At 67.9% G+C, this 14582-nt stretch carries 14 protein-coding genes and 2 pseudogenes; 9 read left to right on the top strand and 7 right to left on the bottom strand.

The features are described from left to right. Positions 1–9 precede the first annotated feature (9 nt). From ACGFZQ_RS34235 to ACGFZQ_RS34245, 3 genes are all read left to right on the top strand, one after another. Positions 10–615 (top strand): N-acetylmuramoyl-L-alanine amidase, encoded by a 606-nt coding sequence (locus tag ACGFZQ_RS34235; RefSeq protein WP_393843600.1) that lies wholly within the window; start codon positions 10–12, stop codon positions 613–615. Between the two features lie 52 nt (positions 616–667). Then, positions 668–1960 (top strand): GAF domain-containing protein, encoded by a 1293-nt coding sequence (locus ACGFZQ_RS34240; RefSeq protein WP_393843601.1) that lies wholly within the window; start codon positions 668–670, stop codon positions 1958–1960. Positions 1961–2055: 95 nt separating this feature from the next. After that, positions 2056–3579, top strand: a complete 1524-nt coding sequence (locus tag ACGFZQ_RS34245) for an aldehyde dehydrogenase family protein (protein WP_393843602.1) — start codon at positions 2056–2058, stop codon at positions 3577–3579. Positions 3580–3741: 162 nt separating this feature from the next. Here ACGFZQ_RS34245 and ACGFZQ_RS34250 read toward each other — a convergent pair whose 3' ends face one another. The 3 genes and pseudogenes from ACGFZQ_RS34250 to ACGFZQ_RS34260 all read right to left on the bottom strand — a co-directional run. Then, complete coding sequence (locus ACGFZQ_RS34250; protein WP_393843603.1) at positions 3742–4119, bottom strand: hypothetical protein; 378 nt, start codon at positions 4117–4119, stop codon at positions 3742–3744. Then, on the bottom strand, positions 4101–5000 hold the full coding sequence (locus tag ACGFZQ_RS34255) for a hypothetical protein (protein WP_393843604.1): 900 nt from the start codon (positions 4998–5000) through the stop codon (positions 4101–4103). Before ACGFZQ_RS34255 ends, ACGFZQ_RS34250 begins: the two co-directional genes overlap by 19 nt. A 94-nt stretch (positions 5001–5094) precedes the next feature. After that, positions 5095–5277, bottom strand: a pseudogene (locus ACGFZQ_RS34260) (IS256 family transposase); the annotation flags it as partial. Positions 5278–5520: 243 nt separating this feature from the next. Here ACGFZQ_RS34260 and ACGFZQ_RS34265 point away from each other — a divergent pair. After that, the gene (locus tag ACGFZQ_RS34265) at positions 5521–5721 is read left to right on the top strand and encodes an ATP-binding protein (protein WP_393843661.1); all 201 of its coding nucleotides are present in this window, start codon (positions 5521–5523) and stop codon (positions 5719–5721) included. A gap of 81 nt (positions 5722–5802) precedes the next feature. Here ACGFZQ_RS34265 and ACGFZQ_RS34270 read toward each other — a convergent pair whose 3' ends face one another. Together ACGFZQ_RS34270 and ACGFZQ_RS34275 are read right to left on the bottom strand one after the other, a co-directional pair. Continuing rightward, entirely contained in the window at positions 5803–6825 is a 1023-nt protein-coding gene (locus ACGFZQ_RS34270; protein WP_393843605.1) for an LD-carboxypeptidase, read from the bottom strand. Positions 6826–6956: 131 nt separating this feature from the next. Then, positions 6957–7520 carry an IS5 family transposase gene (locus ACGFZQ_RS34275; RefSeq protein ID WP_393843662.1) on the bottom strand — a complete coding sequence of 188 codons (564 nt, stop codon included), beginning with the start codon at positions 7518–7520 and terminating at the stop codon, positions 6957–6959. Between ACGFZQ_RS34275 and ACGFZQ_RS34280 the strand changes: the two genes are divergently transcribed. Then, positions 7491–10010 (top strand): type ISP restriction/modification enzyme, encoded by a 2520-nt coding sequence (locus ACGFZQ_RS34280; RefSeq protein ID WP_393843606.1) that lies wholly within the window; start codon positions 7491–7493, stop codon positions 10008–10010. The genes ACGFZQ_RS34275 and ACGFZQ_RS34280 overlap by 30 nt on opposite strands. A gap of 283 nt (positions 10011–10293) precedes the next feature. Here ACGFZQ_RS34280 and ACGFZQ_RS34285 read toward each other — a convergent pair. Both ACGFZQ_RS34285 and ACGFZQ_RS34290 read right to left on the bottom strand, forming a co-directional pair. Further along, positions 10294–10392 (bottom strand): annotated as a pseudogene (locus tag ACGFZQ_RS34285) (3-oxoadipate enol-lactone hydrolase); the annotation flags it as partial. A 240-nt stretch (positions 10393–10632) separates the two neighbouring features. After that, complete coding sequence (locus tag ACGFZQ_RS34290; protein WP_393843663.1) at positions 10633–11523, bottom strand: magnesium and cobalt transport protein CorA; 891 nt, start codon at positions 11521–11523, stop codon at positions 10633–10635. 267 nt (positions 11524–11790) lie between these two features. Between ACGFZQ_RS34290 and ACGFZQ_RS34295 the strand changes: the two genes are divergently transcribed. The 4 genes from ACGFZQ_RS34295 (at position 11791) to ACGFZQ_RS34310 (ending at position 14320) form a co-directional block, all read left to right on the top strand. Further along, positions 11791–11994 (top strand): hypothetical protein, encoded by a 204-nt coding sequence (locus tag ACGFZQ_RS34295; protein ID WP_393843607.1) that lies wholly within the window; start codon positions 11791–11793, stop codon positions 11992–11994. Between the two features lie 118 nt (positions 11995–12112). Next, entirely contained in the window at positions 12113–12637 is a 525-nt protein-coding gene (locus ACGFZQ_RS34300; protein WP_393843608.1) for an ANTAR domain-containing protein, read from the top strand. Beyond that, entirely contained in the window at positions 12634–13695 is a 1062-nt protein-coding gene (locus ACGFZQ_RS34305) for a YihY/virulence factor BrkB family protein (RefSeq protein ID WP_393843609.1), read from the top strand. The genes ACGFZQ_RS34300 and ACGFZQ_RS34305 overlap by 4 nt, the downstream gene beginning before the upstream one ends. 280 nt (positions 13696–13975) lie before the next feature. After that, positions 13976–14320: a phosphatase PAP2 family protein gene (locus tag ACGFZQ_RS34310; RefSeq protein ID WP_393843664.1), complete on the top strand. Its 345-nt coding sequence runs from the start codon at positions 13976–13978 to the stop codon at positions 14318–14320. The last annotated feature ends 262 nt before the right edge of the window (positions 14321–14582 follow it).

The raw sequence follows: 14582 nt of genomic DNA on the forward strand, positions 1-14582 counted from the left end.
ACCTCACCCATGGACCGGGCACGACCGCTCCCCAGCAGGCGTTGGCTCCTGAAGGGCGCGGCTCTCGCCGCCGTCCCGTACGCGCTGCTCCCGGAGAGCCGCGCGGGCGCGCAGACCGGAGTCGTCGACTATCCGAAGGCCGAGTGGCAGGCGGCGAGCAGTGAGAACCGCACATCGGCCCAGCGCCCCGACGAGTACGACATCGACCGGGTGATCATCCATGTCACACAGCAGGCGTACGCCGGCACGCTGTCCATCTTCCAGAATCCGAAGAAACGGGTGTCCGCGCACTATCTGGTGCGTTCGGCCGACGGCCATGTGGCGCAGTGCGTCCGGGAGTCGGATGTCGCCTGGCACGCGGGGAACTGGGACTACAACACACGCAGTGTCGGCATCGAGCACGAGGGCTGGGTGAACAAGCCGGAGTACTTCACCGACGCCCTGTACGCGGCGTCGGCGCGGCTGACGGCGTCGATCTGCGACAGATACGGCATCCCGAAGGACCGCGACCACATCATCGGCCATGTGGAGGTGCCGGGGACCGATCACACGGATCCGGGAAAGTACTGGGACTGGGTCCGTTACATGAGACTGGTCGGCCTGTCCTCGCAGTGAGAGCGAGTCGGGGCGGTCGAAACGGTTGTCGGGGCGAACACCCCGAGTGACGATGTCCCCAGCCGCATCGCCGTCCGGGGAGGCCGAGTTGACTGATCCGTGGGTGGCCCTTGAGCCGGGGGCCGACCCTGCCGAGCGCGTCCGGGTGCTGCGCCGGGCCCACGAGACGTTCTCCACGGCGGGTACCGTGCCGCGCCCGGTGCGGTCGGTGGTGGCCGAGTCGTGGCGGCGTTCGGTGCGGGCCGGGGTGGGACCGGACGGCGCGGCCCGGGTGGAGCTGACGGACAGCGACCTCGCGGCCTATCGGGCGGAGCATCCGCTGGCCAGGGTGATGCCGCTGGTCCGGGAGCTGATGGGCACGTTCGCGGCGGACGGCGAGCATTTGCTGGCGGTGTGCGACGCGGACGGCAGGCTGCTGTGGGTGGAGGGGCATCCGGCGACCCGGCGCCGGGCGGACCGGATGAACTTCGTGCCGGGCGCGCGCTGGTCGGAGACCGCGGTCGGTACCAACGCGCCGGGGACGGCGGTGGCCGTGGACCGGCCGGTGCAGGTATTCGCGGCGGAGCACTTCATCCGCCGGGTGCAGCCGTGGACGTGCGCGGCGGCGCCGGTGCACGATCCGCGCACCGGGCGGGTGCTGGGTGCCGTCGACATCACCGGTGGCGACCGGCTGGCGCATCCGCACAGCCTGGGCTTCGTCCAGGCGGTGGCGCGGGCCGCCGAGTCCCAACTCGCGCTGCTGGATCCGCCGACGCCCACCGACGAGGCGCCCGCACTGGCGGCGCTCGGCCGTAACGAGGCCGAACTCCGGCTGGACGGGCACCGGATCAGGCTCGGCCGCCGGCACAGTGAGCTGCTGGTGCTGCTGTCCCGCCACCCGGAGGGGCTGACCGGCGACGAGCTGCTGTGCGCGCTGTATGAGGACGAGTCGGTGACGCCGGTGACGCTGCGGGCCGAACTGGCCCGGCTGCGGCGGCTGCTGGGGCCCGGGCTGCTCGCCTCACGGCCGTACCGGCTGACCGCTCCGGTCGAGTCCGACGCGACCGTCGTCGAGCGGCGGCTGGAGGCGGGGGCGGTGACGGCGGCCGTGACGGCGTACCCGGGTCCGTTGCTGCCCGGTTCGCAGGCGCCGGCGGTCGTACTGCTCAGGCAGCGGCTGGCGGACGGTCTGCGGGCCGCGCTGATCGCGCGCCGCGACCCCGATCTGCTCGCGGACTGGGCGCACGCTCCGTGGGGCGAGGACGACATCGAGGTGTGGCGGGCCCTCGCGGCGGTGCGGCCGACGGCGGTCGTACGGAGCCGGTTGACCTCACTGGAGTCCGAGTTGACGGCGCCCGCGCGCTGACCTGCGGTGCAACGTGGGCGCAACGTCCGCTTCACTAGCCTGCGCGCCGGAGCTGCCCAACGGCGGGCAGCGCATCTGCAAGGAGGCAGGCCACCATGACCCGTTTCGCGGCGCCCGGCACCGAGGGCGCGATCGTGTCCTACCAGGCGCGCTACGACCACTTCATCGGCGGCGAGTACGTGCCGCCGGCCCGGGGGCAGTACTTCGAGAACCCGTCGCCGGTGAACGGTCAGCCGTTCACCGAGGTCGCGCGGGGCACCGCCGAGGACGTGGAGCGGGCACTGGACGCGGCGCACGCGGCCGCACCGGGCTGGGGCCGTACGTCGGTGACGGAGCGTTCCGACATCCTCCTCAAGATCGCCGACCGGATGGAGGCCCACCTCGAACCGCTCGCGGTCGCCGAGAGCTGGGAGAACGGCAAGCCGGTACGGGAGACGCTGGCCGCGGACATCCCGCTCGCCATCGACCATTTCCGCTACTTCGCGGGGGCGATCCGCGCGCAGGAGGGTTCGCTGGGCGAGATCGACGACGACACGGTGGCGTACCACTTCCATGAGCCACTCGGGGTAGTGGCGCAGATCATCCCGTGGAACTTCCCGATTTTGATGGCCACTTGGAAGCTGGCGCCCGCCCTGGCCGCCGGCAACGCCGTCATCATCAAGCCGGCCGAGCAGACCCCCGCCTCCATCCACTACTGGATGAGCCTGATCGCGGACCTGCTGCCGCCGGGCGTGGTGAACATCGTCAACGGGTTCGGTGTGGAGGCGGGCAAGCCGCTGGCGTCCAGTCCGCGGGTGGCGAAGGTGGCGTTCACCGGGGAGACCACCACCGGGCGGCTGATCATGCAGTACGCCTCGGAGAACATCAAGCCGGTCACCCTCGAACTGGGCGGCAAGTCCCCGAACATCTTCTTCGACGACGTCTGGGCGCACGACGACGACTTCCGCGACAAGGCCCTCGAAGGCTTCACGATGTTCGCGCTCAACCAGGGCGAGGTCTGCACCTGCCCGTCCCGGGCACTCGTCCAGCGCGGCCACTACGCCGAGTTCATGGCGGCGGCGGTCGCCCGCACCCAGCAGATCAAGCCGGGCCACCCTCTCGACACGGACACGATGATCGGCGCGCAGGCCTCCAACGACCAGCTGGAGAAGATCCTCTCCTACCTGGACATCGGCCGGCAGGAGGGCGCGAAGATCCTCACGGGCGGCGAACGCGTGGAGTACGACGGCGAGTTGAAGGGCGGCTACTACGTCCAGCCGACCATCTTCGAGGGCGACAACCGGATGCGGATCTTCCAGGAGGAGATCTTCGGCCCGGTGGTCTCGGTGGCGTCCTTCGACGACTTCGACGACGCGATCAAGATGGCCAACGACACGCTGTACGGACTCGGCGCGGGCGTCTGGACCCGTGACATCAACACCGCGTACCGCGCGGGCCGTACGATCCAGGCGGGCCGGGTGTGGACCAACTGCTACCACGCGTACCCGGCGCACGCGGCGTTCGGCGGCTACAAGCAGTCGGGGATCGGCCGCGAGACCCACAAGATGATGCTGGAGCACTACCAGCAGACGAAGAACCTACTGGTGTCGTACTCGCCGAAGAAGCTGGGCTTCTTCTAGACACATGCAAAAAGGCGCCTGACCTGGGTTTTCACCCGTCAGGCGCCCTTCACTCAACCCACTCTCAACCGAGCCCGGCTTGTGCGCTAACTCCCAATTCCTCCCACGACTGCACCCCTCCTGACCAGTGCTTCCGGACCAGTCACGGACCAAACCCCCGGTTCAGCCATCGGGTACCTCACCTTGGCTGACGCGCTGCCACTCGTTCATGGACTGCTCGATGAGACGGTTAGCCTGCTCTCGAAGGCCGTCAAGGAACTTGGCGTAGTGGCGAAAGAGAACCTCGATGCTCTGGCCGGCACGGCGGGCGCACTCGGCCGGGTCCACTCCGGAGTAGAGCCAGAACGAGATCCCGGCGTGCCGCAGGTCGTAAGGCCGCTTGGCCAGGCGAGAAGTGCGCTCCGTACGAGTCAGGGAGTATTCCCGGGCCCGCGCCCACGTGATGCCGTAGGCGGCAGCGTCGACGTAGTTGCCGGCCTGGTTCCGGAAAAGTCGACCGTCAGGTGCCACGTCGAACCGATTCACATGGGCACGCAGCATGCGTACGAACTGCGGCGGGATGGGAACAGGCCGCGTCGCGCTTGCCGCGTCGCGCTTGCCGCGCGACGCTTGAGCGAGTGCACCTCGTGCACCTCACCGTCGTCGGTCCACCCCTTGCCAGACGTGACAACCCCGCCCGAGAGGTTCAGCATCCCCCATCCCGCCTTCGGCAAGTGGCATTGATCGATCCGAAGATGGATGACCTCAGCTGGCCGCATAGCCGCGAAGTACAGGCAACCGAAGAATGCTTCAAGATGAGGACCCCGCCCCCGCTGGCGAGCAACGGCCTGGAGGAGCCGAAGCACCTGGGCCGGATTAGGAACGGCGGCCGGATCCACCTCCTCATTGACTGCTGGAGCTTTCCACCGCAACCCCTTGACGGGGTTCTCCGCAAAGTACCCCTTCTCCACCGCCGTGTTGAGAGCTTCGTTGAACGCAGCCCTCTTGCGTCGGGCTGTCTTTGCCGCAGCCCCCTTGCCGTCCAGCTTGTGGCACATCGCATCGAGGGCCCGCCTCAGAACGCCGGCTTCCGCGAGGGCGCTGACCGGCAGCGAGTTCCTCTTCATCCAGTCCAGCGCGTGGAGCCACTCCTCGGTGGGCTCGCACTGCCAGGCATTCTTGTTGAATGCCCACGAGTACAGGGCACGCCGCAGTACCCGCGGATCGGAAAACGATGCGCCGGGTCGTACCAAGGCGGGCGTAACCGTGGCGAAGGCATCAGCCAGGGTGCGGCGGGTGTTTCCCGGCGTGCGCTCCCATCTTTGCTCGATGTATTCGTGCGCCAGGTCATACCACGTAGTTCGCTGCTTGATGGCCCGCGACTCGGATGCCGGCAGACCGGTGTGCTCATCAAACGGCTCACCCTCGCGTGCAGCTGTCATCAGCTTCGCACGTCAGCTATCAGCAAGCGCGAACGTGATGAAGGACTCAGACTTCTCGCCCGTTAACCATCCACCGAATCTGGAAGGGCTTGCACCGGTCGGGACGCTCGCGTATCTCCTGTCCCCACTGCTTCGTCAGCCGGGTCACGGTCGCCGGCGAGAGCCCGGCCGCCGAGCCGAGGAACTGCTCCAGCGCGGGCGCGAAGTCTCCCGAGGACAGTCCGTGCAGGTAGAGCAGCGGAAGTACCTCGCTCACCTTCCGCGACTTGCGGCACCACGGCTCCCACCAATCGCGGGGTTCCGCTTTCGATCCCGGAACTACCCTCGAATGTCCTCGGACAGGGGCTTCGCCGCCTCGATGGCACGGCGACTGGCATGATCGGGTCCGGTCTGTTTTGCGGAAGGTCCGGCACTGGCTGGGATGGTGCTGCTTCAGCAGCGTGACGTGTGCCCTTGACTGCTCGCTAAGAGCTCGTAACAGGATGTTGCCTAACGATCCCGGTCGGGCGTTGGCATAGGAATCACTCAAGCCGACGACCTCTACGAGGTGATCTCCCGGCGCATCGCCGCGAGCCGCTCGATCGTGATCACATCCAACCGGGCGCCCCAGGGCTGGTATTCGCTGTTCCCACAACCGGTCGTCGCCGAATCACTCCTGGACAGGCTGGTCAACATGAGTCACCAAGTGTTCATGAACGGCCCTTCCTGCAGGCCGAACTGACGACCCAAGGCAACGAGCACCGACGTATGAATCAGCCCCTGGGCTGCTGCCGAGGCTTGTCTGCTCACTCATGCGCGTCGCTCAGCCGACCGGTCCCGTCATCGCGTGCGGCCGCACCGCCGGTTCGAGCAGCGACAACGTCCGCTCCTCTGCATCGAGGGCGGCGCGGATGCCGACCGGCATCGGCAGATTCGGGCCTGCGTGTCCGACTTCGACGTTGCCCAGGACCGGGATGTCGCGGTCACCGAGGACGTCGAGGACGATCTCGGCCAGGCTCGGAGAGCCATCGGGCGAGTCGAGTCCCTCGATCGCCTCCGGAATGCCCACGACCATGCCGGAGATCCGGTCGAGAATCCCGCTGTGCCGCAGTATCTGCAGACAGCTCCACACGTACGATGCCTGGCCGCCCAGCTCCTCCCAGAACAGCACCGCGCCCTCGAAGCATTCGAGCGGCAACGCGAAAGGCGTCGCCTGCGCCAGCACGATCCGATTGATGACCCCACCGATCAGCGGACCTTCGGCATGTCCGGCACGCCAGCATTCCCACGACGGGCTGGCGGGCAGCGCACCGATCGCCTCCGTGCCGGTCAGCAGCGTCGAGTAGAGCTTCCCCAGCTCCTCCCGGCGAGCCGCGGACACTCTCTGCCAGTGCCCGCCGAGACCGGGCGTGGCCAGGTCGGCATGGAACCCGACCAGACCCGTGCGCGCGTAGAGCACCAGGTGCAGCAGTGAGATATCGCTGTAGCCGAGGATCGGCTTGGGATCGGCCCTGATCGCGTCGAAGTCGATCAGGTCGAGGTATCCGAACACCGTCTGGCCACCGTCGTGCGCGACGATCGCGCGCACTTCGGGATCACGCAGCAGACCGTTGAACTCCTTGGCGATCTCGTCCGGCCGCGCCGCGCTCCACCAGCGGCGCCGTCCGGCTTCGAGGAGCGGCGCGAGGCGCACCCGGAATCCCATCCGTTCGATCTCGGCCACCGCCTGTTCGAGATCGGGTGCGTATTGGGTATGGAGCGGCCCGGACAGCGCCGCGACGACGACAAGGTCCCCGGGTGTGAGGGCGCGAGGGCGCAGCAGTTGAGACGGTGCAGTACTGGTCACCGAGGCAGTGTTCCGATCCCTGTAACAACACGCTACTCATTTACCGATCGGCCACCCAGTGGCCCCTCCTGTGTGGTGCCTGGTCAGCTGGCCTAGGACTGTTCGACCGGGGCTTTGAGTTCGTAACAGGGTCATGAGCGGGCCTTCTTCAGGCGGCGCCAGCAGATGAGGCTGCAGGCCAACGAGAGGAAGGCGTCGTGGAGTTCGACGCGTCGCTCCCACCGGACAGCGAGGCGCTTGAACTGCTGGAGGAGAGCGAAGGTCTGCTCCACGACGTAACGGAGCTTGCCCAGGCCCTTGATGTTCGGGGAGCCCTTGCGGGAGATCACCGGCAGGATCCGGCGCCGCCTCAGTTCGCTGCGCACGGCCCGGGAGTCGTAGGCCTTGTCGCCGAGCACGGACTCCGGACGTCGGCGGGGACGGCCCAGGCGGCCGGCCACGGGAGGGATGCCGTCGACCAGGGCAAGGGTCTGTGTGATGTCGTTGACGTTCGCGGCGGTGGTGATGACGTGCAGCGGGGTGCCCTTCCCATCGCAGATCAGGTGGTGTTTGCTGCCCGCTTTCCGCCGGTCGACCGGTGACGGACCGGTCGCAACACCCCCCTTTTTTTGCGCGGACGTGGGAGCCGTCCACGCACGCACGGACCAGTCGAGTGCGCCAGCCGCATGCAGCTTCGCGAGCAGGATGCGGTGCAGCTGATCATCGACCCGCTGATCGACGTCTTATCGGCCGTCGATCCCGAGATGTTCAAGGATGAGACCGGAGACGCCTACCTCCACCTGTACGAGGGCTTTCTGAGCGCCTACGACCCGGAACTGCGACGGCGGACGGGTACTTGCTACACGGCCGGCGAGGTCGTCCGCTTCATGGTCGGCTACACCGACGAGGTGCTGCGTGACCGGCTCGGCCAGGAGAACGGCTACGGAAGCGAGGACGTCACCGTCGTCGATCCGGCCATGGGTACCGGGACCTTCCTCATCAACATCATCGACCACGTCGCCAAGTCCCTGTCACTGAAGTACGGCAGGACGCTCAAGTCCGGGCTTCTCCGGGAACTCTCGGGCCGACTGGTCGGGCCGGAGAAACAGACTGGGCCGTACGCCGTCGCCGAACTCCGTGTGCACCACGCCTTCCGGTCCCACGACGCCGACATCACGCGCCGCCCGCCGAGGCTTCTGGTGGCCGACACACTCGACGATCCCGCCGTCGAGCACCACCTGGGCTTCATGTACGAGGCGATCGCCCGCCACCGCCGAATGGCGAACAAGATCAAGGCGGACGAGAAGGTCATGGTGGTCATCGGCAATCCGCCCTACCTGCGGGGTGCGAGACAGTCGGGCGTCGGACGCTGGGTCACCGAGGGCAACCCGAACGGCCAGGGCCCGATCCTCGCCCGCTTCCACCCAGAGGACAACGGACGCGTCGGTTACGCCCTCGACAACCTATACGTCTACTTCTGGGCGTGGTCCACCTGGAAGGTCTTCGACCAGTTGACCGCCTCGGGAGCGCCGAAGGCCCCCAGCGGGATCGTTGCTCTCATCACCAACTCCGGATACCTGGACAGCGAGGGCTCGGCCGGCATGCGCCACTACCTGCGCGAGGTCGCCGACGAGGGCTGGGTCATCGGTCTCTCCCCCGAGGGCGCCTACTCCGACACGCGCACCCGTGTCTTCCAGGATGTCAAGCGGGAGATCTGCATCGCCGTCTTCGTCCGCCATGGCGCCCCGGACGCGGGTACACCGGCGCGGGTCTGGCGACTCGACGTCCCCGCGGGCACACGCGAGGAGAAGTTCGACGGGCTGGAAGGGCTTGGCCTCGACGGCCATCGCGGAGGGACCTCCTGGCAGCTCTGCCCCACACAGTGGACCGCGCCCTTTCACGTGACGTCCGACTCCGAGTGGTCGGCAATGCCACCGGTGGACGTCCTGCTGCCCTGGACGAGCTCCGGCAACAAGAACAACCGCAACTGGCCCGTCTCACCCAGCCGGGACGTTCTGGAGAGGCGCTGGCACAGGCTCGTCCAGGCTCCGGCAGACGCCAAAGCGGAGCTGATGAAGACCACCGGAGACCGCCGTCCGGACAAGCTGGAACCACCACTGCCCGGCCAGCAGGAGACGGGCAGTCTTGCCGCAGAGAAAGAGAGGGTTCCGGTCATCGTCAAGTACGGACGGATGACGTTCGACCGGCAGTACATCATCGCGGACCGAAGAGTGATCGACCGACCGCGGCCGGCCTTGTGGTTCGCCCACAACGACCAGCGTCAGATCTGCCTGTCCGAACTCCACACGGAGTCAGGCCGTCCGGGGCCGGCGGTGAGTTTCACCGCCCTTCTGCCCGACATCCATCACTTCAAAGGCACCGAAGGCGGCCGCGTCGCCCCTCTTTACCGCCACCCCCACCAGGCTGAACCAAACGTCACCCCTGGCCTGCTGCGGCTGCTCACCAAGACGTACGGCGTGACGGTCACCGCCGAGGACCTCTTCGCGTACATCGCGGGAACAGCCGGCCACAGCGGCTACACCCGCCGGTTCGCCGCGAACCTCGCCGAGCGCGGTGCCCGTATCCCTATAACACGCGACCCGGCTCTATGGGCGGAGCTCGTGGAAGTGGGCAGGCGCACGGTGTGGATCCACACGTACGGCCAGCGCTTCGCCTCCCACCACGACAGTTCACCTGGCTCGTCACCGAGGCTTCCCCCGGAGGAACAACCGGAATGCGTCGTCGTGATCGGAGAGGACGACGGGTTACCTGAGGACATCTCCTACGAAGCGTCCACGCGAACCCTCACGGTGGGCACGGGCTGCATACGTCCGGTGGCGCCGGAAGTCTGGGACTATCGGATCGGCGGGGTGCAGGTGATCCGGAAGTGGTTCAGCTTCCGCAAGCGCAAGCCAGACGTGGAACGACAGACCCCGTTGAACGACATCCTGCCCCCGACCTGGCCTGCCCGGTGGACCGTTGACCTGATTGACCTCATCAACGCGCTCGGGCTCCTCGTAGCCCTCGAACCCCGACAGGCCCGGCTGCTGGACGCCGTGAGCAGCGGCCCGCTCATCAGCACCGACGACCTACGGGGCGAGGGCATCCTGCCCGTACCTGCCTACGCAACCAAGGAACCGAAACCGCCGCGGAAGTCTCGACGCACCCCCGGGCCTGGTCAGGAGAGCCTCGACTTCTCGGACTGACACCCGCCCGGCCTGAGTGCCTGACGTTCCGCAACATCAACGGAATATTTGCACGACGACGCCCCGCCGCAGCAAGCCAGCGGGGCGTCGTCGTATCAGGCCCCCGTCTACGCAGGACCCCCGCCGGAGCGATCCGACGGGGGTCCTCACCTGTCACGAGCGATCACAAGCGATCACGGGCGGGTCACCAACCCTGCGGACGCACTCACATGGCAGGGCTTTGACCTGGACTTACGCGCTCACCCTGGATCAATTGGACGCCCGTGGACGGTCTCTACAACCTGTGCCATGTGGTACCCAGTGAGGGACTAAGGATCAGGACCGGGGCGCCTTCCGGCTCGTCAAAGCGGTATTGCAGGGCGTTCGTCGGTGTCTCACTCACCCGCCTGAGCCTCTCATCTGTCACGAGATCTCACATCGCCGGGGTGGACCTGTGGCGGGCCCTGCCCCGCGCCGGCACTGCCGACGAGAGCCCGGGTATACGTTCTCCGGCCTGCACTCCTGACGTGTCGGTAGTGGGCCCTCCGGGCACGTGCCCTCCTTCAGTCGCTACGAGCAACGCTTTCCCGGCTTCGTCGGGGCGGCGGGCCGCCGACGAGCCGAGGCAGGGGCGGTCGGGGTGTCAGAGCCAGCCGTTGCGGCGGAATGCCCGGTACAGCAGTCCCGCGCCGAGGGCCATCGCGGCCAGCGCGCACGGATAGCCGTAGCGCCAGTCCAGCTCGGGCATGTGGGCGAAGTTCATGCCGTAGATGCCGGCCACCATGGTGGGGATGGCCAGGATGGCGGCCCAGGCGCTGATGCGGCGCATGTCGTCGTTCTGCCAGGTGCCCACCTTCGCCAGGTGGGCGTCGAGGACGGAGCCGAGCAGGTCGTCAAGGGCGCGGACTTCGGTGTCGGTGCGGGTGAGATGGTCGGTGACGTCGCGGAAGTAGGGCACCATCCGCTGCGGCCAGTCGTCATGGGGCGCGGTGAAGTGCTGCACGACGGGGACCAGAGGCTGAACGGCGTCGCGGAACTCCACCACCTCCCGCTTGAGCGCGTAGATCTGCTCCGTCAGGTCATCGCGGACGGGTGAGAACACGCACCGTTCCAGGTCGGTGAGGTCCGCGCGGACCTGGGCCGCTGCCTCTGCGTAGGCGTCCACGATCACGTCGGTCACCGCGTGCAGGACACTGACCGGTCCGAGCCGCGCCATCTGCGGGACGTCTCCCAGCCGCCGGGCCGCCTCCGCAGCCGGATCGGCGGCGCCGTGCCGGACAGTCAGCGCGAAGGACGAGCCGAGGAAGATCATCACCTCGCCGGTTTCCACATCGGCGGTCTCCTCGACGAACCACAGCGTCTTCACGGCGACCGCCAGCACGTCACCGTAGCGTTCTTGCTTCGGCCGCTGGTGTGCCTGGACGGCGTCCTCGATCGCCAGAGGATGCAGCTTCAGATACTCGCCGACCCGCTGCAGCCCGTCCTCACCGGGGTCGTCCATCCGGATCCAGGCGAACTCGTCCGGCTTCAGCACCGCCAAGCGGTCGAGGATGCCCTGACACCCTCCGTCTTCCTGCCGGCCGTCGATCTTTTCGCACTCGCCCGTCTGTTCTCGGTAGATCGCACACTCCATGCCTTCTCACATGCTTCCGCCGCCGCGTTCCATGCGCCGACAGCGGACAGACCCATCAGCCGAACACCGTCTGCACCGGATCATCACCAGACCCTCACGTGGTTCGGCTGCCGGCCGAGCCTCGGCGGGAACCCGGCCGGATGTCACCCACCAGGAGGGAACGGGGCCGTGATCGTTGTTGCCGTCTTGCTGCTGCCCGCCCTGGGTGTACTGCTGTACGCCATGGACCGCGTCGAGGACCGGTTGTCGGCCAGGGCGCCGGCGGCCCGCCACGCCCGGGGACGTCACCTGCGACTGGTCCCCGACGTCGACCCGTCAGCCGCCGAGCGCAGTCCGGCTGGACAGAGCGCGCGGCACAGCGAGGCAGCGTGACGCTGCCGCATCGCAGTTCGCGATCTGGGTTACCCGCCCCAGCGTGGGGTTCGGAAGCCAGCCCCCGTCGAGCTCTCCGGTATTGTCCACCCTTCCGCTGACGGATCTGGTGATAGGCATGGCCTCCTCCACACTTTCCGGGCAGGACTCCGGCGCGTCTGCCCGCATCGAGGACCTCGTCCAGGAAGTCGAGCAGCTGCGGGCGGAGAAGGAGCAGCTGCAGCGGGCGGTCACCTCGCACGCGGTTGTCGATCAGGCCATCGGCGTCCTTGTCCTCATGGGCACGATCAGTCCGTATGACGGATTCAGCGTCTTGCGCGAGGTATCGCAGCACACCAACGCCAAGCTGTCCTCGATCGCCGAGCAGATCGTCAAACACGCCCAGGGCGGCGCCCTGCCGGAGACCGTCCTGACCGAACTGCGCGCTGCCCTCGCCCGTCTGAAGTTGACCGAGACGGCGAATGACCGGCCAGGACCAAGGTGCGCGAGGAAATCGGCCACCCACAACGACGCGCTTGCGCCAGGCGCGCTGACGCTCTCCGACGGCGAGACCGCTACGCGGAGAAGCCCAGCGGGGACGTCCGTGGACAGCTGCGTCAACCTCCTGATGGAGTGGGGGTCCCCGGGTACTCGGCCGGCATGAAGCTGCATCTTCCAGGGCGGAAAGAGCACCACGGCGGCGACGAGGCACCGGAACGCAAGCCCCCGCCGCCCGACGAGGTAGGGCCTGGCCCCGCGGTGGAGCGGCGCGCGCCGGACACACCGACGCAGCTGCCGAAGACGGCCTGGGGGGCGGTGCTGAAGGGCAGCCTGCGGGAGTTCAAGGACGACGAGCTGACCGACCGTGCCGCGGCCCTGACGTACTACGGTCTGCTGTCGCTGTTCCCGGCCCTGCTGGTCCTGGTGTCGCTGCTCGGTCTCACCGGTAAGTCCACCACGGACTCGGTGCTGAACAATTTCAAGCAGTTCACTCCGGGCGCCGCCCGCGACATCATCACCGGGGCCGTCTCTCAGCTGCAGAACAACGCCGGCATCGGGTCGATCATGGCGATCGTCGGCATCGTCCTGGCGGTGTGGTCGGCCTCCGGATACGTCGCGGCGTTCATCCGCGCGGCCAACCGGGTCTACGACATGCCGGAAGGCCGCCCGGTGTGGAAGATCCTTCCGGTGCGGGTCGGGCTGACGGTCGTCCTGCTGATACTCGCCGTCGTCAGCGCCCTGATCGTCGTCTTCACCGGCGCTCTGGCCCGCGAGGCCGGCACCGCGCTCGGGATCGGTGACACCGCGCTGACGGTGTGGTCGATCGCCAAGTGGCCCGTCCTGGTGGTCCTGGTCACGATCATGATCGCGCTTTTGTACTGGGCCACCCCGAACGCCAGGGTGAAGGGGTTCAGGTGGATCACCCCGGGCAGCTTCCTCGCCCTGGTCATCTGGCTGATCGCCTCAGCCGCCTTCGCGTTCTACGTCGCCAACTTCGCCTCGTACAACAAGACCTACGGCACCATGGCCGGTGTCATCGTCTTCCTGGTCTGGCTGTGGATCAGCAACCTGGCGATCCTGCTGGGCCTGGAGTTCGACGCCGAGACCGTACGGCAGCGGGCGGTCGCCGGCGGTCTGCCGCCGCACAAGGAGCCCTACACCGAGCCGCGCGACACACGGAAGTGGGATGAGGAGGACCTGCGCCGGCTGGACGAATCATGACCGTCGCGCAGCGGGTGGCGGACTGATCCGACAGTCGGGCTGCTTACCGAGCAGGGTTTGGGGACAACCGCAGTTCATGAGGTTGCTGACGGGCTTGCATAGGGCTGATCGGGTTCTGACACGGCGGGCGGCTTCCCGCATTCCGCCGGGCGTGGCCAAGGTGCTGTCGGGGGTGGAGGAGTCCGCAGAGAGCACGAAACTGTGGTGCGGGGCCGCGGCCGCCATGGCGTAGTGGGGCGGGTGGCGGGGCCGCAAGGCCGCGGCCGCCGGGCTGGGGGCCCTGGTAGTGGCGCAGCTGGCGTCGAACGCGCTGTGCAAGCCGCTCGCCGACCGCCCCAGGCCGCCCGCGGAGTGGATCCCGCACGACGAGGTCGCGGATCGCCCCCACTCTTCCTCGTTCCCCTCCGGGCACACCGCGGCGGCTGTCGCCTTCACCGCCGCCGTCGCCCCCGTCTGGCCGACCGTGGGCGCGCTGTGCGCCGTGCCGGCCGCGCTGGTGGCCCTTGAGCGGGTGCAGTCGGGCGCCCACTACCCCAGCGACGTCGCCGTCGGCGCCGCCCTTGGCCTTGTCAGCACCTGGCTCGCCCGCCGTGCCCCGGCTCTCTTCCTGCGCCACTGGCCATAGCCCGGGACCGGTCACCGGCGCCAGGATTGCCACGGTCGGGCCCGCCATCAGCGAGGACGAGGTCACCTCCACGACGAGCGTCCGGTGGTGGAGACCGAGGCGGCTCCGGCGGAGTGGGTGCGGATGTCGACCGAAGAACCCACCGGCGAGGAGACAGAGCGTCCAGGTATGCAACGAGGGCGTCGACACCGAAGGTGCCGAGGACCACCATCGCGGCATATGGCAAGTCGTCTGTCGTCTGCATCGCGGCGTGCGGCGGCCC

Origin of the sequence: Streptomyces sp. NPDC048254 (assembly GCF_043201895.1) — a bacterium.
GTDB lineage: Bacteria > Actinomycetota > Actinomycetes > Streptomycetales > Streptomycetaceae > Streptomyces.